Origin of the sequence: Streptomyces sp. Inha503 (assembly GCF_047215865.1) — a bacterium.
Lineage (GTDB): Bacteria > Actinomycetota > Actinomycetes > Streptomycetales > Streptomycetaceae > Streptomyces > Streptomyces lycopersici.
The window spans coordinates 12,105,131-12,125,442 of the sequence record NZ_CP178360.1; the positions used below are offsets into that span (position 1 = coordinate 12,105,131).

The window sequence follows — 20,312 nt, forward strand, 5'->3', positions numbered from 1 at the left end:
CAGCACCGCATTCGACTCCATCCTGTTCCGTGACATGTTCGGAACGCCCCGGATGCGGACCGTCTTCAGTGATGAGACGTATCTGGAGACGGCGACCCGCGTCGAGGTGGCACTGGCACAGGCTCAAGCCCGCGTCGGAATCATTCCCCGGGGTGCCGCGGATGCCATCGCCGCGGCCTGCGACCCTCATGGGCTCGACCGTGAGCGGTTGCGCCGCGAGGCGGACAACGTCGGGTATCCGATACTTCCGCTCGTCGCTCAGCTCGCCGAGCAGTGCGGCGATGCCGGCGGATATCTGCACTGGGGTGCCACCACCCAGGACATCATGGACACCACGACCATGCTGCAATGCGCGCGTGGACTGTCCCTCATCAGCACCGCACTCGACGAACTCCGTGATCGACTGCGCCGCTTGGCGGCCACGCATGTCGATACCGTCGCCGTCGGACGGACCCACCTGCAGCACGCCGTGCCCATCACCTTCGGATACCGCGTCGCGGTCTGGCTGTCCGCGCTGGACCGGCATGCGCGACGCCTCGCCGACGTTCAACGTCGCGACCTGATGGTGCAGCTCGGCGGCGCCGCCGGCACTCTGGCATCCCTCGGGCCCGGCCCCGAGGCCCTGCGCGTACGCGCCGAACTCGCCGCGCAACTCGGCCTGAGAGATCCGGAGATCACCTGGCACGTCGCACGTGATGGCCTCACCGAGATCGTCGGACTCCTGGCCGCCGTCGGCGCGACCATCGCCAAAATCGGCACCGATATCGCCCTCATGTGTTCGAGCGAGTTCGCAGAAGTGGCGGAGCCCTACACCACCGGGCGTGGCGCGAGCTCCACCATGCCGCAGAAACGCAACCCCATCTCCAGTGAGCTCATCATCGCCGCTGCCAGGCTTCTGCGCGACAAGTCCTCGGCGATGCTGGACGCGGCAGTGCAGGACTTCGAGCGCGCCACAGGGCCCTGGCACATGGAATGGGTCGTCATCCCGGAAGCATTCCTCCTTCTGTCCTCCTCTCTCGCGCAAGCCGTCCATGCGGTGTCCGGCCTGGAGGTCGACACCGCGCGCATGCGCTCCAACGTCCACCTGACCGGCGGGCTCGTCCTCGCCGAGGCCGTCATGATGGCGCTCGCGCCCCGTCTCGGCCGCCAGCGAGCCCACAGCCTCGTCTACGAGGTCTGCGCTCAGGCCGCGGAGAGCGGAACCCCCCTCGTCGACGAACTGCTGAAGAACCCGGACATCGTCGCCGACCTTGGCGAACAGCGCATACGTCGGCTGGGCGACCCCACCGCCTACCTCGGTAGCGCACAAACCATGACCCACGCCGTCATAACCCACGTCCCGGAAGCCGCCAGCACACCAGGATCAGCACGGTGAGCCCACTCCAACCTGACCGCAGCGTCCGCCAGTTGGTCGGATCAGCGACGCCATGAAGCTCCGGGTAGGAGGCGTCACGACCAAGATCCACCATGCCCCACCAGGAGCTTCGCGGGCTTGTCCTCCGTCAGGGATCGATCTGTCCACCGCGGCACCTGCGCTGCCTCAGCCGTGAACTGGCGGCGCGGCGTCAGAAGATCGGGACCCGGTGGCAGCGACTGAATCCGGGACGTCAAGCCCCACTCGCCCTGGCTCACCTGCGGTGCGGTGACACCTACGCCCAGCTCGCGGCAGAGTTCGACGTCGGGATCACCATTGTCTGCCGCTACCTACGCGAAACGATCGAGACGCCGGCCACGCAAGCCCCGACGCTGCCGTTGTACCGTCGCTGGACACCACGGCATGCGTGCCCTTCTTCAAGTCCCCGGTCTCGTCGGCCACCAGCACCGCATCCTTGTCGCGCAGATGCTCCAGCACGTACTCGCGCACGTCATCACGCACCCGGTCAGCATCTCCCCTGGCCCGGCCGAGCAAGTGCTGCATGCCGTCCGGACTCGCCTCCCCGGCCCACTCGGCAATCGACCATCAGTTCTTGAGCGGCAGGTCCGACAATAGCCCCCGCGCCAGGTCCCTCACCCGGCGCCGGGGTTTTCACCCGTGCGAACCGGCCCGCTGTCCGGCTCATCAGGGCCTCGAATGCCTTCTGCCAGCGAGCGGTGTCTACGCTGTGACCTGTGGCCACCGCATGACCTTCAGTCTTCACACACCGATGATCAGCGGTGGCCGTCGTGGTCCCTCAGCCGCCCCTGTCGGGGCTCGGTGAGGATCCGACCCTCGTCCTCACCTGGTGGCGGGCGCAATGAGAGAGTCAGGTCCTGGGCTTCAGAGTGCTTCCGGTCTTGGGCTTGAGAGTGCTCCCGGGGCGGAGTTTGCCGTCCTCGTCCAGATCGTTCAGCACGGCGGACAGGCCGACGCGCAGCATCTTCCGCCGGACGTGACCCAGGATCTGGGTCATCAGGAGCCCGCCTACACCGGTGAAGCCCGTGTGGTCGTAGGTGAAGCGCGTTCCTGTGCCATGAGGTTCGATGTGGTAGGCGACCTCGGTGGTCTCGCTGCCGCCATGGTCGGTCCACGAGTAGCGCAGCAGCCGGGGCTTGTCCACCTCCAGTACGACGCAGTCGACGATGCCGCTCCAGCCGGGCTTGGGTTTGGCGATGAACTGGAACTGGGAGCCGACGGTGGTGGTGAATCCTTCTGGGCGTGCCCCGGCCCCGGTGGCTGTCCATAACGGTATGAGCCGGGGGTCGGTGACGGCGTGCCAGACCTTGGTGGGGGAGTGCGGGTAGTCGCGGACGACGTGGATGGCGCTCATGGGGCTCCTGAAGTAGTCAAGTGACCGACAGAATATACAGTCACTGAAAATTTACAGTAGCAGTAAATGTTCTGCTGCTGTACTACTCTGTCGTCATGAGCACGGTGGACTGGACGGCATGGCGCCCGCAGGCCGCGGCGCCCGAGGCCGAAGGGCTGCGGGAGCGGAAGAAGCGCCTGTTGCGGCAACGCCTGTCCGATACCGCGACCGAGATGTTCCTGGAGCGCGGCTTCGACGCTGTTCGCGTATCGGAGATCGCCCAGGCATGCGGAGTCTCGGAGAAGACGGTCTTCAACTACTTCCCCACCAAGGAATCGCTCATCCTGGACCGAGGCGAGTCCACGATGGCTGCCCTGCGTGCCGGCCTGGCCGACACGGACCACTCCGCGGTCGAAGCGGCGCTGCGGATCCTCTCCGATGAGTTGCGAGCCCTAACCTCCTGGATCGCCGCGCAGGACGACTCCAACCAGGCCGTCGCCATGATCAGGCGCTTCGGCGCGCTGACCAGGTCCACGCCCTCACTGAGGGCCTACCACCGGGACATGACCGACCGGCTCGTCACCGCGGCGGCCGAGGCGCTGGCCCAGCGCACCCGCGGCAGCCCGGACGACCCGGAACCGCAGATCGCAGCGACTGCCCTTCTTGGACTGTGGTTCATCCAGTTCCAAAGCCTTGAGAGACATCTGGACAGCGCCCGCACGGCGACACAGATTCATGAGGCAGTGACCACCGATGTCCGCCGCGCGGCCAAGCTCATCGACACCGGCCTGACCTCATTCGAAGGCGCCGCTCCGACCCGCTGACGTGCTCAGCCACAGATCGCGTGAGAACCCCAGCAAGATCACGATCTACGGCTGGCGAACTGCCTGCCGCCTGGCTGGTGGCTTTGTTTGTGCGGCACCGTCTGGTTCTGGATTGTAACTATGTGATGACTGTGCGTTTTCGGTCATTGTGGCTTGCAGGGGTCCGCGTGAGCATTGCGGAGAGCGGATGAGTCTCGGGGCGGTCTCGGATTGCGACTCGCTCGCGCGTGCGACCTGGATGGATGCGGCATCCAGCTCTTCGGTAGAGCGAGGCGGTCGCTTACGAGTGGATTCGAGCGATGCGAAAAGTGGTGCGACACTCGCACGCTTTTGGTCGTTATTCAGCGTGATCATCGCTGTGAATCGGTGATGTGGATATATGTTCGTGTGGCGATCGTGAGCACGACAGCGCTGCATCCGGGGGGATGCGAAAGGTGCTTCGTCCGTCATGCCTGCATGACTGATGTCATGCGCAGGACACATGAGCAAAGAATGCACATGCACCGGAAAGCCGTTGGTCTCGTCGCTGGGGCCGTGTTGCTGGGATTCGCCGGCGCGGTCCCGGCCCACGCCGAGGGCAGCCGCACCACGTACTTCACCGGCTGGCACCCCGGCAACGAGTCCTCCCGCTGGACTGACAACAACACCGATGGTGTCAGCACCTCGGTGACCCTCAGCGGCTGCCACACCGACGGGGCCAACGGGTTCCAGAAGGCCAACCTGAAGCTGTGGAAGAACCGCGACCTGCTGCCCGACGACGACAAGGGCACCCGCAGCAACAGCTGCGGCAAGTCCGCCTGGGGTGACCAGTCGTCTGGTAAGTACTACTTCGAGCTCTTCAGCTTCACCACGGGCGGCACCATGAGCGCCAACAAGGTGGTCATCGCCTACCAGAACCCGAAGACAGTACGGCACGTCTTCACAGGTGCCCGGGCGCAGGCGTGTTCTGCCTGCGCCCGGGCACCTCCCTGCTCCGCTCCTCTACAGCCTCCTCGGGACCACCCTGGCGGCGGATTGTGCGGCTCATGGCCCTGGAATTCCGCGGTGTCTCCTTCCGGTACAACCGGAAGACGACCGTTCTCGACAGCTTCGACCTTCGCGTCAGCAGCCCGGCAACGGTGCTGCTCGGCCCGAACGGGGCGGGGAAGTCCACGCTGATGGCGCTGGCCGCCTCCCAGCTCAGGCCCCTGGACGGCACCGTCACCTGGAGGGGCCGCAACCCCGCGGCCCGCAAGGACGTGACGGCGTACCGGAAGGCAGTGGCCTGGCTGCCGCAGCACATCACGCCCGTACCGGGCCTGACCGTACGGGAGCAAGTCGCATACGCCGGGTGGCTCAAAGGCATGAACCGCACCGACGCCTGGAAGGCATCGGCCACCACGCTCGGCCGGGTCGGCCTGGACAAGCTCGCCGACCGCCGCAGCCACCAGGTCTCCGGCGGTCAACTGCGCCGGATGGGCATCGCCGGCGCCCTCACCCACCACAGCGAGCTCATCCTCATGGACGAGCCGACCGCAGGCCTGGACCCCACCCAGCGCAAGGTCTTCCGGTCCTTACTCGAACAGCTCGCCGACGACGTGCACATCGTCGTCTCCACCCACCAGACCGAAGACCTCGCCGACCTCTACCAGCACGTGATCGTCCTGGACCGCGGCACGGTGCGCTTCCACGGCACCACCGCCGAATTCCACGCCATGGCCGACAACGCCGACAACGCTCACGGCCGCCGCGAGCGCGCGGAAGCCGCCTACACCCAACTCGTAGGCGAGGAGATCTGACCCGTGCTGCTCCGTACCATCGTCCGCGTCTCCTCCGGCACCCGTCTCCTGCCGTTTCTGGCCGGCTTCATCGTCATCGCCCTCAGCGACAACCTCTCCGAGTGGGGCACACCCCACTACTGGCTCTCCGCCACCGGCACCGCGAGCCTGGCCCTGTCCTTCGTGGGCCCCGCGTGCGCCGGAGCCGGCGCCTGGGAGGGAAGCCGGCTCAGGCGCGCACGCATCTCCGAGCAGAACGCGGTCCGCTCACCGCTGGCCATCGCCTTCCCCCTCCTGCTGCCGGTGTTCGTGATGGGCGTGGCCGGCATGACCGCAGCCCTGCTCGTTTCCGCGGCCGCCGCCGACGTCGGCTTCGGCATGCCGAACCCCGGCATCCTCGCGGTCGAAGCAGTGCTTCTCACGGCCAACACCCTGGTCGGCTTCGTCCTGGGCCGTCTGTGGGCTCCGATCGTCGCGGTGCCGGTCACGCTGGTCGCGAGCTTCGTCGCCAACGCCTACCCGGTCTCCTGGAGCATTGTGTGGATCCGCCACCTCGTGGGCGGAGGGCTCCAGGACTGCTGTGTGCTCGACCAGAGCCTGGACGGATGGGCGCTGGTCAGTGCGGGAGCATTCGGTACGGGGGTCTGTCTGTCCGCCGCCGTACTGATCCAGTATCGGAAGGCCGCTCCCGCCGTCGTCGCCGCGGCCGCGCTGCTCGCCGGAGGGTTCGCGGGCGGTGCCGCCTCCGCCCATGGCATGGGGGCCGACCCGGTGACCTCCCGTCCGGCCGGCGACCTGGTGTGCGACCACGGCTGACCCCGCATCTGCCTGTGGCCCGAGATGGACGACCAAGCGGGCACGGTCCGCACAGAGTCGCGCAAGGCCGTCGCACGGCTTCGCCGGGTCGGCGTCGCGGTGCCCGCCACACCGACCATGGCCGACCGGCCAGGCCCTGACCAGACCAAGCTCGCCATCGGGCCCGGCATCAGTGCCGCCGGTGTGCCCACAGGCGTAGCAGCAGGGCTCCTTCCGCAGTCTCCTGCCTGCGCGGACAACGGAGAGCGCTACCCGGCCGCCGACGCCTACGGCCCCGTCGGAGCGTGGCTCTCCCTGACCGCCGGCGCCTCGCCCCGGACCCTCACCAACCGGGTGGCACCGCCAGAACTGGCCTTGGCCCAGCACGTCCTCAAACAATCCCGACAGGCCCAACTCGCCTGGTACGAGCGCAACACCCGCGCCATGCGATCCTGCGACGTACGCCCCCAGCTGGGCATCGACGGGAGGCATGGATGAACTGGTGGCTGAAGGCCCGCGCCGTTCCCGCGCTGAGCGTGTCCGTTGTCGCCACCAACGCGGTGGGACTCCTCATGGGCGACGCCGAACTCCCTGTGCCCGTGCTGACCGGCCAGTCCGGACACCTCCTCGTCGGCCACCTCATCACACTGCTGCCGGCGGTGATGCTGCTCCACGGCATGGGACGTGGCGACCTGCGCACCGAAAGCATCGCCTGCCGGCCCGTTCGGAGGTGGGACGCCGCACTCGGCTCGGCGGTCGCCGCCACCGGGGCGGGGATGGCAGCCCTCTGCTACGCCATGGGGGCTGACAACATCGCCTTGGTGCTGGGGCGCAACATCGCCGGATATGTCGGCCTGGCGCTCCTGCTGTTTCCCTTCCTCGGCCACCGCATCGCGGCTGTCACCGTCGCCATCGTGCCTCTTCTTTGCGCGGCGGCCGGCTGGCGAAGCGGCGGCCGCCCCGAGCCATGGGCCTGGATCCTGTACCCGGCGAACTCCCTGGTCGCCCCGCTCATCACGGCAGCCATCGTCCTCGTGGGCATTTTCGTTTGTCTCACCCGACAGGACCCGTTGCGGTCCGCTCACTGAGGAAGCCGTCAGTTACGGCCCAAAGGTTGCCCAGCCCACAGGCTGGGCGACAGGAGGCGATGGAGGAGGAGTGGGTGCCTCCGTCCGGGCGGCGAGTCTTATCGTCCGGCCTCGCGCCGGGCGAGCTCCTTGAGTTCCATGCGCGCGGCGGGTGTGCCCGACGGTCCACACCAGTACGGGTGCCCGGCGATCTGTTTCGACAGTTGTTGCAGGCGTCGACGGTCCGTGGTGGTGCTGGCTGTCGGGCCGGATTCGGCGAGCTGCCAGTATGTGCGGTACCAGGCGGTCTGCGCCTCCACGAGGTCGAGGGGGAAGTCACACTGGCCCATGCCCCGCATTAGATCGTTTGTTTGAATTCTGAGGCAACCGCAGAAGGTACCAGGAGTTCCAGGCGGGAGGTCCCCGGTTGATATTGCCTGCGGGCTCGAGGACAGCCGGAGCACTGGTGCTGCGTAGCCCCTTTCGGGTGACAGCCCTGGGAAATGAGCGTTCGGCCCGGTGGGGCGGTCCGCGGTGACAGTCATGATGATTCGACGCCGGGCTGCTGCGGCGGCCGCCATGCTGGCAACCGCTGGACTCGTGGATTCCGCCACTTCCAGCTGGGCTGTGCCGAGCGCGACGGGTACGGCGTTCTCCGCCGCCCTACCTGTATCGACGCCCGTATCGACGATGGAGCTCCCGGAGCCTCCGACGGCCGAGGAGGCTCGGGCAGAGCTGGACGAGCTGACCGTCGCGCCCGAGGACGATGTCCCCGGCTACAGCCGGGCGAAGTTCCCCACTGGGCCACCCAGTACGGCACCTGTGACACCCGCGAGATCGCCCTCGCCCGGGACGGCGATGAGGTCGCCCAGGACGGGCAGTGCCGGGCCGCGGTCGGCAGCTGGCGCTCGGCGTACGACGGCGCGGTGCTCGACGCGGCATCCAAGGTGGACATCGACCACGTCGTGCCGCTGAAAGAGGCGTGGCGGTCCGGCGCCTCGCAGCGGACGACCGCGGACCGCCGGGCTTTCGCGAACGATCTTGCCCATTCCCAGCTCATCGCCGTCTCAGCCCGCTCCAACCGGGCAAAGAGCGATAAAGACCCCTCCGATTGGCAGCCGGACCTGGTCAGTTACCACTGCACGTACTCTGACCAGCTCGCGCACCATGGCCCTGACGTCGGCCGTGCCCCGCTCAGCGATCTCGTCTGCGGTGACGATGGTGACGCCGTGGCCGCGGGCGAACGCAAGCGAATTGGGGGCCGGAGTGTGCCCCCGGATTCCGACCTGTACCAGGCGTGCGGGGTCGATCAGTCCTTCCTCGATAGCGTGCCGGAACGGCGTGCCGTGGTGGTAGGTGCCGCCGTACACGGGCGGGAACGTGTCACTGTGCGCGTCGAGATGGAGGACTGCTACGCGCCCGTGGCGCGCGGCCACGGCCCGCAGGGCCGCCAGCGTCAGCGAGTGGTCTCCGCCCAGCACGAGAAATGCGTCGTTCGCGGCGATCACCTCGCCAAGCCCCTCGGTGGCCTGACGCATCGCTAGGTTCATCGAGAAGGGCGATAGGCCCAAGTCCCCGCCGTCGGCTACGTCGACGAGGTCGAAGGTGCCGGGGCCACGTTCGACGCCGGTACCGTGGATGAGGCTGGACTCGGCACGGATCGCCCGTGGTCCGAAGCGGGCGCCGGGCCGGTAGCTTGTGCCGCCGTCGTAGGGCACGCCGATGATGACGACTGGGGCCGGCAGGGACAGACGGCCCTGGCGGTGCGCCGGGTCAGCTCTTTGACGTCGTCAGACAGGTGCCGGACTCTGCGGGCGGGCAGGCGCATCGTGAAGACAGCCTCGCTCTGGTCATCGGCATCGAGGGCCGCGCAGGTGGCGACCAGCGCAGGATTGCTCAGGCCAGTGAGCAGTTCCCGCAGAGGGCAAGCGGCTACGCCTGCCCAAAGCCGAATTTTCTTCGGTTTTTGTATTGACGGCCACCCAGGCGCCCTTTAGGTTCATCCCCGCTCCCCGAAGATGAATCGTTTCACCAGGAGTCGACATGACCCCCATTTCCCGCAGGCGCCTGTGCGCGGACGTCGCAGCGCTGTCGATCGCCCCGCCCGTACTCCTTTCCGCAGCCGGGACTGCTGCCGCAGGTACGACCGGTTCGGCCGTGACCGCGGACCACCCCACAGTCCCGGCGATCGCTCGGGAATTCGCCTCAATCAGCGAATCCGTCCGGCCCAAGATCCGGTACTGGTGGCCGTGCGGTGAGATCTCCGCGGAGGCCGTCGAGACAGAGATTCGTCAGATTGCCGGCCGGGGCTTCGCTGCCGCCGAGATCCAGTGCATCTTCACTGCCGACCCGGGCCGGTTCGGATGGGGCAGCGCGATTCTGACCGAGCGGCTCGAGCAGGCTGTCGCAACGGGTCGGCGGCATGGGCTGCGCATCGATCTGACCGTCGGTCCGGCCTGGCCATTGGTAGTGCCAGGGCTGGGCCCGGACAGTCGGCAGGCCGCACAGGAACTGACGTACGGCAAATCGGTCGTCGCGGGCGGCAGCACGTACTCCGGTCCGGTACCGGCCGCTCCCGAACCGCACACGGGCGTGACCAAGCAGACGCTCGTGGCAGTACAGGCGTTCCGCTGCACCGGGTCCGCCGAGGCGAAGCCCGTTCGGCTGGAGCGGAGTTCACGGGCGGACCTGACCAATTCTGTGCACGATGGGGTCCTTTCCTGGACGGCTCCGGCCGACGGGCAGTGGCTGGTCCTTGCCTTCTGGCAGCGCGGCACCGGACAGGCGGCCGTAACCGGGCAGACCATCTCTGCTCGACCGGCCTACGTGCCAGACCACTTCGCCTCCGCGGGCGTCCGTGCCGCAACGGGCTATTGGGACGACCATGTACTCACTCCCCGGCTCCGACGTCTGCTTCGGGACAACGGCGGTGACCTGTTCGAGGACTCCCTGGAACTGGACTCCGCTCTGCACTGGACCTGGGACCTGCCGGAGCGATTCGAGAAGCTGCGCGGCTACTCGCTGCGCCCCAACCTGCCGGTTCTGTTCATCGACGGCATCCACCGGCAATACACGTCAGTGACCCTCGATGCCACACCGGACTTCGAGTTCACCGACGGCAGCGGCGCCCGCGTCCGCGAGGACTACTGCCAGACCTTGACGGACCTCTACATCGGCAACCACGTCGAGCCGCTGAAAAACTGGGCGCACACCCTCGGCCTGCGATTCCGTGCCCAGCCCTACGGGACGACCATCGACACACCCACCGTCGCTGCCGCGCTGGACGTGAACGAAACCGAGTCGCTCGGCACCAGCGCCGGCTACAACGACGATCCCTCCCGGTGGATCTCCTCCGGCTCCGTACACCTGTCGGGCCAAAAGATCTTTTCACTGGAGGGCTGCGCGACCCTGAACGAGGCGTACGCGCAGACCTGGCCAGACATGCTGAAGCACTTCAACACCGCCTTCGCGCACGGCGTCAACCAGATCGTCTACCACGGGTTCGCCACCGGAACGGGTATGGGTGTGACGGGCTGGCCCGGATTCTCACCGTTCACCATGGAGGACGGTAACGGCTTCTCCGAAGCGTGGGGGCCGCGCCAGCCCACCTGGGCCGACACCAACATCATCACGGACTGGACCGCACGCATGCAGTGGGTTCTGCGACAGGGGCGCCCCTCGGTAGACCTCGCGGTCTACCGGCAGAGCTACGGCCCCGATGTGCGCGTGCCTGACGGTGCGGCCGGGTACACCTACGACTTCACCGGCCCCGCGCAACTGGAGGGCACCCGGGTCAGTGGCGGCCGCCTCGCCCCGGACGGGCCCGCCTACCGAGCGCTGATCCTGGACCGCCAGCCCACGCTTCCCGTGGCCACTGCACGGCTCCTCCTTTCCCACGCCCGAGCCGGACTGCCCGTGGTCATCGTCGGGAACCTACCGACGCGAACCCCCGGTGCCCATTTGGCCGACCAGCAGACCGCCCGGCTCATCCGCCTGCTGGACCAGTTGCTCGACGAGCCCTCGGTCCGCCGGGTCGCCGACCAGCGTGACCTTGCCGACGCACTGAAGGCCCTCGGTGTCAGGCCCAGCGTTGACGTCAGTGCCGCTCGAGGGCTGCTGACCGTGCGTCGTACTCTCCCGAGGGGGGAGCGGTACTACCTGTACAACCCCACGTCCTCCTCCGTCACCGCCGATATCCGGGTGGAAGGAACTGGCCGACCGTACGAACTCGACGCGTGGTCCGGGAGGGCCACGCCGCTTGGCCTCTACCGCACCACTCGCAGCCACATCACCGTGCCCCTCCACCTTGCCCCCGGAGGCTCCACGGTGATCGCTCTCGACGGCCACCATGCCCGTCACGCCACCGCCACCACGGGCGGGACGGTGACCGTGAGCGAGAGCGGACGTCTGCGGCTGCGGGCGACCGCCTCCGGTAGCTACACCGTCACCCTTCACGATGGCCGCAAGCAGCACGTTGTCATACCGTCCATGGGCGAAGAACAGCGGCTGGACTCCTGGCATCTCACCGTCGAGGACTGGCGCCGCGGCCCCGACGGCGAGCGCGCGGTCACCACGCGCGAGCTCGACCTGAACGGGCTCAAACCCTGGTCGGACATCCCTGGCTTGCAAGACGTCTCCGGCATCGGCACCTACATCACAACCGTCCGCCTGGGCCGGTTGGACGGGGCCTACCTCGATCTCGGCCGGGTCACGGACACCTTCGAGGTGACGGTCAATGGCCGCCGCCTGCCTCCGCCGGACCAGATCAGCCACAGGCTCGACCTCACAGATCGCCTCCGAGAGGGCGCCAACACGATCACCATCCGTGTCGCGACCCCGCTCCGCAACCGGCTGCGGGCAACCGACGGCTTCTCCGGGCAGGCCGGGATGCCCCGTCAGGAATACGGCCTCATCGGCCCGGTCAGCCTCGTCCCCTATCGCGAGGTACCGATCGCGGACTGACTCGCCCTCGCCGTCGGGAGCGAGCTCGGTCCAACGCTCATCATCACCGCCCCGGCCATGTCCGGCTGCCCAGACCAGGGGCTGGCCGGGCCTGGGCAGCACTCCGGGCGACTGCCCGCGTCGGAGGGCACCAGGCGGTCTGTGCTGCTCGCGCACGCCAAGGCCGCTCTCGACTACGACTACGCCGAGTCGACGCGCAGTGGCCGGCAGACGATTGCTGCCGTCGATGTGGACAGTGCGGTGGGGCGGTGGCGGCCCTCGGACGAGACGTCTGAACTGGATGCATCCCTGGACGAGTTAGCCCGCCCCCATCCCCGTATCTGTCGAAGGAGCGGCATCACCCGCACGGTTGCCAAGCCGTCTTGGGGATGAATCAGAAGTTCCGTTACGGCCACGGCGAGGGGCGACACACTTGACGAGATCAGCCTGCGCTCGACCGACGGGCAGAGCCCCTCGCTGGTCCGGCTGCACTACCCGCACCGGCCCAATTCTGCGCCCGGCGAGGCCGTCCTCGGTTTTTGCGTGCCCGATCTCAAGGACGCCGTGCGCCGCGCGCGACAGGCGAGCGGAACCGTTGTCCACCCGGTCTTTGAGTGACCGAGCTGTCCCTCACGCCCGTACTGCGGCGGGTGGCGCGTCGTCGGCACAGCGGGGCTCCCGATCAGTGGGCGTTTCGCTGGAGCGGACGTTCGGACGTTCGCACGTCGCGAGGAAACCGGCGTCCCGCCCGTGTGGAGCGGCAGGCGGGCAGCCAGGCGGTAGTCCGCCCCGGAGGGGGCAGGCCCGTCCCGCACACCGGGACCGGCGCTTTCCGACCCGGCCGTCCCGTACGACACTCACCGCACCGTGCAGGAGCACCACGAGGAGACCGTCATGCCCGACAACGCACTCGCCCCCGTTCCTGCCGTCGACGGCACCACCATCGACCTGTTGGTCATCGGAGCGGGCACAGGCATGGCCGCCGCCCTCGCCGGGCACGAGGCGGGCTTGAAGACTCTGATGGTGGAGAAGACCGAGTACGTCGGCGGTTCCACGGCCCGCTCCGGCGGCGCTTTCTGGATCCCGGCCAGCTCCCTGCTGACCGCCGAGGGCGCCGGCGACACGGCCGAACGCGCCCGCACCTACCTTCAGGCCGTGGTCGGTGTGAGCACTACGGAGGAGCGGTGGCGCAGCTTCCTCGAGCATGGCGAGGAAACCCTGCAGATGCTGCGGCGAACCACCCCGATGCGCTACTTCTGGGCCCGTGGCTACGCCGACTACCATCCGGAACTACCCGGCGGCTCCGCCGTCGGCCGTACCTGTGAATGTCGGCCCTTCAATCTGTCCGTACTCGGCAAGGAACGGACCCGGTTGCGCCCCTCCGTCATGGGAGCGCCCGTGCCGATGCCGATCACCGGCGCGGACTACAGGTGGATGAACCTGGTGGCCCGCCTGCCCCGCTCCGGCGTCCCGCGCATCGCGAAGCGCGCGGTGCAGGGTCTCGGAGGCAAACTGATCGGCCGTGAGTACGCCGCCGGTGGACAGGCCCTGGCCGCTGGCCTGTACGCCGGGGTGCTGCGCGCCGGAATCCCGGTGTGGACGCGGACCGCGCTGCGTCACCTGATCATCGACGGCGGCCATGTCACCGGCGCTGTGCTGGAGCAGGACGGCCACGAGGTGACAGTGACGGCTCGACGGGGCGTGATACTGGCCGCCGGCGGGTTCGACCATGACATCGAGCAGCGCCGCACGCATCAGTCCAAACACCTCGAGCCGGGCTGGAGCCTCGGCAGCGCGGGCAACACCGGCGATGCCATCCGCGCGGCGCAGGACATCGGGGCCGCCACCGACCTGCTGGAGCAGGCCTGGTGGTTCCCCGCGGTCGCCCCGCTGCCCGGCGGTTCCCCGCAGGTCCTGCTCGCCGAGCGTGCCCTGCCCGGCTCCTTCATCGTCGACGCCAGCGGCCGACGCTTCATCAACGAGGCCACCGACTACATGAGTTTTGGGCAGCGCCTGCTGGAGCGGGAACGCGCCGGTGACCCGGCCGGCCCCCTGTGGCTGGTGTTCGACCAGCGGTACCGCAACAGCTATGTCTTCGCCGGTGCCAGCTTCCCGCGGATGGCGCTCCCCAAGGAGTGGTACGAGGCGGGCATCGCTCACCGGGCCGGCGACGTCGCCGCTCTCGCCCGCGGTGCCGGACTGCCCGAGGACGCCCTCACCGCGACGCTGCGCCGCTTCAACGTCCTGGCCGCAGCGGGAAACGACGAGGACTTCGGCCGCGGCACCAGTGCCTACGACCGGTACTACGGCGATCCGACAGTCACCCCCAACCCCAACCTGCGCCCGCTGGAAGGACAGTTGTACGCCGTCCGTGTCGTCCTGAGCGACCTGGGCACCTGCGGCGGACTGCGGGCCGACGGCGACGCCCGTGTCCTGCGGCCGGACGGCGCCCCCATCGAGGGCCTGTACGCCATCGGCAACACCGCGGCCAACGCCTTCGGCACGGTCTATCCCGGTGCTGGAGCCACCATCGGTCAGGGACTGGTGTACGCGACCGTGGCCGCCCGGCACGCCGCCGGACGGAAATGAACGGCCCGACGGCGGGCAAGGACAGCGACGAACCGGATCCGGGCACGCATCGGAAGGCCGCTGTGAGCACGGGCTCAGGGCCGGGGTTGGGGACCAGCACGCCGCTGTCGCCCTCCATACGCCCGGAGTCCCAACTGCCGGTGCGGATCCGGTAGGCGGACTTGCAGGGTGCTCCCGGTGGGCAGCCACCAGGACAGGCGGGGCCGGAGCCGGTCCGTGCCCAGGACAGCGCCGTCTAGATGAATGAGTCCGATGTTTGTGCTGGCCGCGGCTATGGCGAAGGGCGCCCGTTGGCTTGGTTGTGACTCCTTGCCTGGACGCCCTTCTGGCGGCACTGTACGTGTTCATCGACGGCCATGTGGCTCCCCGTCGCCGGATCGGGCGACCTCCAAAACTGACGGACGCCGAACTGCTGTGCCTGGCGGTTCCCCAGGTCCTGCTGGGCTTCCCTTCCGCACGGCACTGGATTCGCTTCGCCCACGCCCGGCTCGGGCACTTGTTCCGCTACCTGCCCCAGCAGTCCGCCTACAACAAGCGGCTCAACGCCGCCGGACCGCTGATCAGCAGGACCCGGAGCTGACCGGCATGACCCGCCAGCAACTCAGCGACCTCATCGACACGCTGACTCCCGCGATGGAACTTCAACGCGAGCACGTGCTTCGCACACGCCGCGGTCGCGAACGCTTGGCGGCTCCCGGCACAGGCGCCAAAGCCAAACTCACCCCAGCCGAGCGAGTCCTGGTCACCGTGCTCCACCTGCGCAAGATCGCCCCCATGGACCTCCTCGCCCAGCTCTTCGGCGTCACCACCCCAACCATCAGCCGCGCGAGCCAGGAAGTCCGCCCCCTCTTGGAAGCACACGACCATCCCATCAGCGCCTCCACCGCTCGCTTTCGCACACCATCCGACATCGCGGCATTCCTGAACCACAGCAAGATCAAGAAAGCATGTTAATGATCTGCACGCCCTAAGGGTCGTCTCAGGTTCGCTCGTTAGGAAGTAGGCATCAGATAAGCGATGTAACCCGTATGTAGGAGGCTAGTGATGGCAGTCAACGCAGCGCCGTCCGGGGAAGCGCCGGCCGGTCGGTTGGCAGGCCGGTGGGTGCCGTGGTTAGTGATTGGCTTGTGGTTGGTGCTGGCGGCGTTCATGGTGCCGCTGAGCGGAAAGTTGAGTTCGGTCACCACCGACAGCGCCGCGGACACCCTGCCGGCCAGCGCCGAGTCCACCAAGGTCGCGGTACTGGAGGACAGTCTCCCCGACGGTGACGACAACACGTTCGTCTTCGTGTACCACCGCGCCGGCGGCATGACCGACGCCGACCGCGCGACAGTCGAGCGCCACTACAACACCCTTGCCAAGCGGTACCCGCCGAAGGTGGCGGCCCCGGCCGGCGACGATGAGGGCCCACCGACGAGCCCCTCCACCGACGGCAAGGCGATGATGTTCACCCTCGAGGTGAGCACGACCTACGGCGCACCGGAGGACATCGTCGGCCCGTTGCGTGACGCCGCGAAGGACCGCCCCGCCGGCCTGGAACTCGACGTGACCGGCCCGGGCGCGATCGACGGCGACATGGACGCCGTCTTCGACGGCATCGACGTGCAGGTCCTCCTCACCACCATCGTCGTCGTCACGCTCCTGCTCATCCTCACCTACCGCAGCCCGGTGTTGTGGATCATCCCGCTGGTGGCCGTTGGCGCGGCCGCACTGACCTCGATGGGGACCGTCTACCTGCTCGTCAAGGGCTTCGGCATCGTGGTCAACGACCAGAACTCGGCGCTGCTGACGATCCTGGTATTCGGCGTCGGCACGGACTACGCGCTGTTGCTCATCGCTCGATATCGGGAGGCACTGCATCACCACGAGAACGTCCGGGTCGCGATGGTCCACGCGCTGCGCTCCGCGGCGCCGGCCATCGTCGCGTCCGCGGCCACCGTGGTCGCCGGCCTGCTCTGCCTGCTCGTCGCGGACCTGAACAGCACCAGCGGGTTGGGCCCGATCGGTGCGGCCGGCATCCTGTGCGCGCTGGTGGCCATGCTGACGCTGTTCCCGGCGGTGCTCATGGTGCTCGGCAGGCGGATCTTCTGGCCGGCCATCCCGCGGTTCAGCACGGCCGTGGAGGAGAAACCGGGGCTGTGGGGACGGCTTGGCGCCGCCATCAGCCGCCGCCGGTGGGTGGCGACGCTCGGCTCGCTCGGAGTCCTCGGCGTGCTCGCCATCGGGCTGGCGGGCAACACCGGCGCCCTGCGGGAGCAGGACCAGTTCCTGTCCGCGCCGGAGTCGGTCACCGGCTTCACCGTTCTCCGCCAGCACTTCCCGGAGCTCGGCGGCCAGCCGATGACGATCTTCACGCGGCCGGCGCACCAGGAGCGGGTGCTCGACATCGTCAAGGACACTCGCGGTGTGGCCCTGGCCATCCCGGAGCAGACCAGCGGTGGCTGGGCCAACATCTCCGTGTTCCCGACGGACGCGCCGGACACCGTCGCAGAGTACGACACGATCAAGCGGGTGCGCACCGCCGTGCACGCGGTGAGCGGGGCGGAGGCGATCGTCGGCGGGCCGAGTGCGGAGAACCTCGACACCGAGGTGACCACCAAGCGCGACGAGAAGCTGGTGATCCCGCTGGTGCTCGCCGTCGTCCTGATCGTCCTCGGGCTGCTGCTGCGCGCGATCGTGGCCCCGCTGGTCCTGATGGCCACCGTGATCGTCTCATTCGCCGCGGCCTTCGGCGGCAGCGTGTTCGTCTTCGACACGATCCTCGGGTTCAAGGGCGTCGACTATTCGGTGCCGCTGCTGGCCTTCCTGTTCCTGGTGGCGCTCGGCGTCGACTACAACATCTTCCTGGCCAGCCGGGCCCGGGAGGAGACCGTGCGCCTCGGCACCAGAGAGGGCATGCTCAAAGCCCTCTCCGCTACCGGTGGCGTCATCACCTCGGCAGGCCTGGTCCTGGCGGCCACGTTCGCGGTCCTCGCCTCACTTCCGCTGGTGATGCTGATCGAGGTCGGGTTCCTGGTCGCCTTCGGCGTGCTGCTCGACGCCCTGCTGGTGCGGTCGGTCCTGGTGCCCGCCCTCACTCTGCTGATCGGCCGGCGGATCTGGTGGCCGAGCCGGCTGTCCCGTTCAGCGGCGGAGCTGCCGGACGGTCAACAGTCGCTCGCCGACGACGAGGAGCCCGCGCTGCAACGGTGAGCGCAGCGGCACGGACGAGATCCGGGACGGGGACCCAGGCCCGTCCCGGATCTTTTCATGGGCCCGACGGTCGCCGCCCTTTGGCCCTGAGCCACGCGCCGGGGCTGGGGTCGGCGCGGTGTCCTGCCCCGACGGTGAGCCGCGCGGGGCCATGCCCGAGGGCCGCCGTCCCTTGTCCTGCGCCGCGCCGCCGGGGCGGGTCAGCGCACCGCGGTGTCCTCCCCGGCGGCGAGCCGCGCGATCGGGGCGGGCGGGGCCGCGGCCGGAAGGTCGACCCGAAGCAGCGCGCCACCGCGTGCGGAGCGGGCGACGGTGGCCCGGCCGCCGTGGGCGTCGACGACCCGCTGCACGATCGACAGCCCCAGACCGGATCCCGGCAACGCCCGGGCGCTGTCGGCACGGTAGAACCGGTCGAACACCCGCGGTACGTCGGCGGCGTCGATGCCCGGCCCGGCGTCGTCGACCTCGAGCACCGCCGACGCGCCCTCGGCACGGAGCCGGACCTGGACCGGCTGGTCCGCGGGGGACCACTTGCCGGCGTTGTCGATGAGGTTGAGCACCGCCCGCTGGAGCGCAGCGGGACGCCCGCTCACCCACACGGAGGTCACGTCGAGCGCGACCTCGATGTCGGGCACGCGGGAACGCGCCCGGGTCGCGGCGGCCACCACCACGTCGGCGAGGTCGAGCAGCTCGGTGTTCTCGTCGCTGACGTCACCGCGCGCCAGGTCGGTCAGCTCGGCGGCAAGGGTGCTCAACTCGGCAACCTGGGCGCCGAGATCGTTGAGCAGCCGGGTCCGACTCTCCGCCGGCAGTGCGCTGTCCAGGGTGCCGCGCCGATCGAGCCGGATCAGCAGCTCGACGTTGAGGCGCAGGCTGGTGAGCGGGGTCTTGAGCTCGTGGGCGGCGTCCTCGGCGAGCAGCCGCTGGGCCCGCCGGGAGTCCCGGAGCGCGGCGAGCATGTCGTTGATCGACTGGATCAGCCGCCGGATCTCCCCACCGCCCTCATCCGGGATGTCGGCGTCGAGCTCCCGGGTGTGCGCGACACGTACCGCGGCGGCGGTCAGCCGGTCGATCGGTGCCAGCCCGGTCCGCGCCACGGTCCGCCCGACAAGGGCGCCGCCAACCACGCAGAGCAGCCCGATCAGCAGCATGCCCAACCCGAACTGGTTGATCGGGCTGTCGTCGGCGACGCGGGCCACCTGGACCGCGCCGTCGCCCGCCCGCAGCGTGTAGATGAGGTAGCCGTCGTCGTCGCTGTCGTTCGACTCCATCAGGTCGGCCGACGCGCCCCGCGCCACGCGCCCGGCGTGCTCGCTGACGGGGGGCAGCGCGGGTTGGCCGGCCGGCGTCCGGGTCGAGCCGTCGGGCAGGATGACCCGCACCAGCCGACCGGATCCGGGATACGGCGGTAGCTGGACCTGCGCCAGACCGGCGCGCTGCGCGTTCGTCGCCAGGACGCGGGAGTCGGCGCGTAGCTGATTCTCGGCAGTGTCCTGCAGCTCCCAGCCCAGTAGCTCGCTGGCCACCTGGAAAGCAACGAACACGCTGACCGCGATGGCCGTCGCCGCGATCACCGTCAGCCTGGTCCGCAGGGACCGCCGGCGCCACCATCGGGTCAGCCGGCGCGGTTCCCGGCCGGCGGGCCTGCTCACGGAGGAGTCTCCCGCAACGTGTATCCCAGGCCGCGCAGCGTGTAGATCAATCGCGGCTCACCCTCGGCCTCCATCTTGCGGCGCAGGTAGCTCACGTATACCTGGAGGTTGTTGGCGGTGGCGCTCATGTCGAAGCCCCAGATCGCCTCGAACAGCGCGTCGCGGGTCAAGACCCGGGTCGCGTTGCGCACGAGGACCTGTAGGAGGGAGAACTCGGTCCGGGTCAGGCGCAGCGGCCGCCCGCCCCGCCACGCCTCGAACCTGTCGGGATCGAGCCGGACGTCGGCGAACGACAGGATCTGCGACTCCCCTTCGATCGGCGTGCGCCGGCGCAGCAGGGCCCGCACCCGGGCCAGCAACTCCTCGGTGGCGAACGGCTTGGGCAGGTAGTCGTCGGCGCCCGCGTCCAGCCCCGTGACCCGGTGGGAGACCTGGTCACGGGCGGTCAGCATCAGCACCGGCAGATCCCGACCCGCGGCCCGCAACCGCCGGCAGGTCTCCAACCCGCCGAGGCGGGGCATCATCACGTCGAGGATCAGCAGATCCAGCGTGTCACCGCCGACCCCACCGACCCCGTCGAGCACGGCGAGACCGTTGGCGACGGTGCTGGTGTCATAACCCTCGACCTGGAGCACCCGCTCCAGCGACTCACGGATGGCCGCTTCATCATCCGCGATCATGATTCGCACGCCGGCCCGCCCCCTTCCAGTCGATGCTTTTGCCGCTCATTGTCCCCGATCAACCTGAGGCCAGGATTAGAGGGACTCCG

General features: G+C 68.8%; 15 protein-coding genes and 4 pseudogenes. 13 read left to right on the forward strand and 6 right to left on the reverse strand.

Annotated elements, in window-relative coordinates; genetic code table 11:
• Positions 1-52 precede the first annotated feature (52 nt).
• Together ACJX2R_RS50265 and ACJX2R_RS50270 are read left to right on the forward strand one after the other, a co-directional pair.
• Positions 53-1,375, forward strand: coding sequence for an adenylosuccinate lyase family protein (locus tag ACJX2R_RS50265; RefSeq protein WP_413105639.1), 1,323 nt, complete (start codon positions 53-55; stop codon positions 1,373-1,375).
• 85 nt (positions 1,376-1,460) lie between these two features.
• Positions 1,461-1,749, forward strand: a pseudogene (locus ACJX2R_RS50270) (helix-turn-helix domain-containing protein); the annotation flags it as partial.
• On the opposite strand, the pseudogene ACJX2R_RS50275 reads toward ACJX2R_RS50270, so the two are convergent.
• Together ACJX2R_RS50275 and ACJX2R_RS50280 are read right to left on the reverse strand one after the other, a co-directional pair.
• Positions 1,740-2,060: pseudogene (locus ACJX2R_RS50275) on the reverse strand (transposase); the annotation flags it as partial. The pseudogenes ACJX2R_RS50270 and ACJX2R_RS50275 overlap by 10 nt on opposite strands.
• Positions 2,061-2,243: 183 nt before the next feature.
• Positions 2,244-2,747, reverse strand: a complete 504-nt coding sequence (locus tag ACJX2R_RS50280) for an SRPBCC family protein (RefSeq protein WP_413105640.1) — start codon at positions 2,745-2,747, stop codon at positions 2,244-2,246.
• A 95-nt stretch (positions 2,748-2,842) separates the two neighbouring features.
• Between ACJX2R_RS50280 and ACJX2R_RS50285 the strand changes: the two genes are divergently transcribed.
• The 5 genes from ACJX2R_RS50285 to ACJX2R_RS50305 all read left to right on the forward strand — a co-directional run bounded on the left by ACJX2R_RS50285 (position 2,843) and on the right by ACJX2R_RS50305 (position 7,190).
• Positions 2,843-3,550 carry a TetR family transcriptional regulator gene (locus tag ACJX2R_RS50285; protein WP_413105641.1) on the forward strand — a complete coding sequence of 236 codons (708 nt, stop codon included), beginning with the start codon at positions 2,843-2,845 and terminating at the stop codon, positions 3,548-3,550.
• Between the two features lie 1,025 nt (positions 3,551-4,575).
• Positions 4,576-5,328, forward strand: a complete 753-nt coding sequence (locus ACJX2R_RS50290; RefSeq protein ID WP_413105642.1) for an ATP-binding cassette domain-containing protein — start codon at positions 4,576-4,578, stop codon at positions 5,326-5,328.
• A gap of 3 nt (positions 5,329-5,331) precedes the next feature.
• On the forward strand, positions 5,332-6,123 hold the full coding sequence (locus ACJX2R_RS50295) for a hypothetical protein (protein WP_413105643.1): 792 nt from the start codon (positions 5,332-5,334) through the stop codon (positions 6,121-6,123).
• Between the two features lie 24 nt (positions 6,124-6,147).
• Positions 6,148-6,600, forward strand: a complete 453-nt coding sequence (locus ACJX2R_RS50300; protein WP_413105644.1) for a hypothetical protein — start codon at positions 6,148-6,150, stop codon at positions 6,598-6,600.
• The gene (locus ACJX2R_RS50305; RefSeq protein WP_413105645.1) at positions 6,597-7,190 is read left to right on the forward strand and encodes a hypothetical protein; all 594 of its coding nucleotides are present in this window, start codon (positions 6,597-6,599) and stop codon (positions 7,188-7,190) included. Before ACJX2R_RS50300 ends, ACJX2R_RS50305 begins: the two co-directional genes overlap by 4 nt.
• 98 nt (positions 7,191-7,288) lie before the next feature.
• On the opposite strand, the gene ACJX2R_RS50310 is transcribed toward ACJX2R_RS50305, so the two are convergent.
• The gene (locus tag ACJX2R_RS50310; protein WP_413105646.1) at positions 7,289-7,519 is read right to left on the reverse strand and encodes a hypothetical protein; all 231 of its coding nucleotides are present in this window, start codon (positions 7,517-7,519) and stop codon (positions 7,289-7,291) included.
• Positions 7,520-7,672: 153 nt separating this feature from the next.
• Between ACJX2R_RS50310 and ACJX2R_RS50315 the strand changes: the two are divergent.
• A pseudogene (locus ACJX2R_RS50315) lies at positions 7,673-8,224 on the forward strand (hypothetical protein); the annotation flags it as partial.
• Positions 8,225-8,305: 81 nt separating this feature from the next.
• On the opposite strand, the pseudogene ACJX2R_RS50320 reads toward ACJX2R_RS50315, so the two are convergent.
• Positions 8,306-8,902 (reverse strand): annotated as a pseudogene (locus ACJX2R_RS50320) (arginase family protein); the annotation flags it as partial.
• A gap of 310 nt (positions 8,903-9,212) precedes the next feature.
• Here ACJX2R_RS50320 and ACJX2R_RS50325 point away from each other — a divergent pair.
• The 5 genes from ACJX2R_RS50325 (at position 9,213) to ACJX2R_RS50345 (ending at position 17,891) form a co-directional block, all read left to right on the forward strand.
• Positions 9,213-12,131: a glycosyl hydrolase gene (locus ACJX2R_RS50325; protein WP_413105647.1), complete on the forward strand. Its 2,919-nt coding sequence runs from the start codon at positions 9,213-9,215 to the stop codon at positions 12,129-12,131.
• Between the two features lie 873 nt (positions 12,132-13,004).
• A complete protein-coding gene (locus ACJX2R_RS50330) occupies positions 13,005-14,699 on the forward strand; it encodes a 3-ketosteroid-delta-1-dehydrogenase (protein WP_413105648.1) in 1,695 nt (564 codons plus the stop codon).
• A 295-nt stretch (positions 14,700-14,994) separates the two neighbouring features.
• A complete protein-coding gene (locus tag ACJX2R_RS50335; RefSeq protein ID WP_413105649.1) occupies positions 14,995-15,279 on the forward strand; it encodes a hypothetical protein in 285 nt (94 codons plus the stop codon).
• A 5-nt stretch (positions 15,280-15,284) separates the two neighbouring features.
• Positions 15,285-15,653, forward strand: coding sequence for a helix-turn-helix domain-containing protein (locus ACJX2R_RS50340; RefSeq protein WP_413105650.1), 369 nt, complete (start codon positions 15,285-15,287; stop codon positions 15,651-15,653).
• 90 nt (positions 15,654-15,743) lie between these two features.
• Positions 15,744-17,891, forward strand: a complete 2,148-nt coding sequence (locus tag ACJX2R_RS50345) for an MMPL family transporter (RefSeq protein ID WP_413105651.1) — start codon at positions 15,744-15,746, stop codon at positions 17,889-17,891.
• A 200-nt stretch (positions 17,892-18,091) separates the two neighbouring features.
• Here the strand turns inward: ACJX2R_RS50345 and ACJX2R_RS50350 are convergent, their stop codons facing one another.
• Complete coding sequence (locus ACJX2R_RS50350) at positions 18,092-19,543, reverse strand: ATP-binding protein (RefSeq protein WP_413105652.1); 1,452 nt, start codon at positions 19,541-19,543, stop codon at positions 18,092-18,094.
• Positions 19,540-20,232, reverse strand: a complete 693-nt coding sequence (locus ACJX2R_RS50355; RefSeq protein WP_413105653.1) for a response regulator transcription factor — start codon at positions 20,230-20,232, stop codon at positions 19,540-19,542. Before ACJX2R_RS50355 ends, ACJX2R_RS50350 begins: the two co-directional genes overlap by 4 nt.
• Positions 20,233-20,312 lie beyond the last annotated feature (80 nt).

Coding starts and splice junctions, on each gene's coding strand:
- ACJX2R_RS50265 (WP_413105639.1), top strand. CDS start 53: ATGCGGACCGTCTTCAGTGATGAGACGTATCTGGAGACGGCGACCCGC.
- ACJX2R_RS50280 (WP_413105640.1), bottom strand. CDS start 2,747: ATGAGCGCCATCCACGTCGTCCGCGACTACCCGCACTCCCCCACCAAG.
- ACJX2R_RS50285 (WP_413105641.1), top strand. CDS start 2,843: ATGAGCACGGTGGACTGGACGGCATGGCGCCCGCAGGCCGCGGCGCCC.
- ACJX2R_RS50290 (WP_413105642.1), top strand. CDS start 4,576: ATGGCCCTGGAATTCCGCGGTGTCTCCTTCCGGTACAACCGGAAGACG.
- ACJX2R_RS50300 (WP_413105644.1), top strand. CDS start 6,148: ATGGACGACCAAGCGGGCACGGTCCGCACAGAGTCGCGCAAGGCCGTC.
- ACJX2R_RS50305 (WP_413105645.1), top strand. CDS start 6,597: ATGAACTGGTGGCTGAAGGCCCGCGCCGTTCCCGCGCTGAGCGTGTCC.
- ACJX2R_RS50310 (WP_413105646.1), bottom strand. CDS start 7,519: ATGGGCCAGTGTGACTTCCCCCTCGACCTCGTGGAGGCGCAGACCGCC.
- ACJX2R_RS50325 (WP_413105647.1), top strand. CDS start 9,213: ATGACCCCCATTTCCCGCAGGCGCCTGTGCGCGGACGTCGCAGCGCTG.
- ACJX2R_RS50330 (WP_413105648.1), top strand. CDS start 13,005: ATGCCCGACAACGCACTCGCCCCCGTTCCTGCCGTCGACGGCACCACC.
- ACJX2R_RS50340 (WP_413105650.1), top strand. CDS start 15,285: ATGACCCGCCAGCAACTCAGCGACCTCATCGACACGCTGACTCCCGCG.
- ACJX2R_RS50345 (WP_413105651.1), top strand. CDS start 15,744: ATGGCAGTCAACGCAGCGCCGTCCGGGGAAGCGCCGGCCGGTCGGTTG.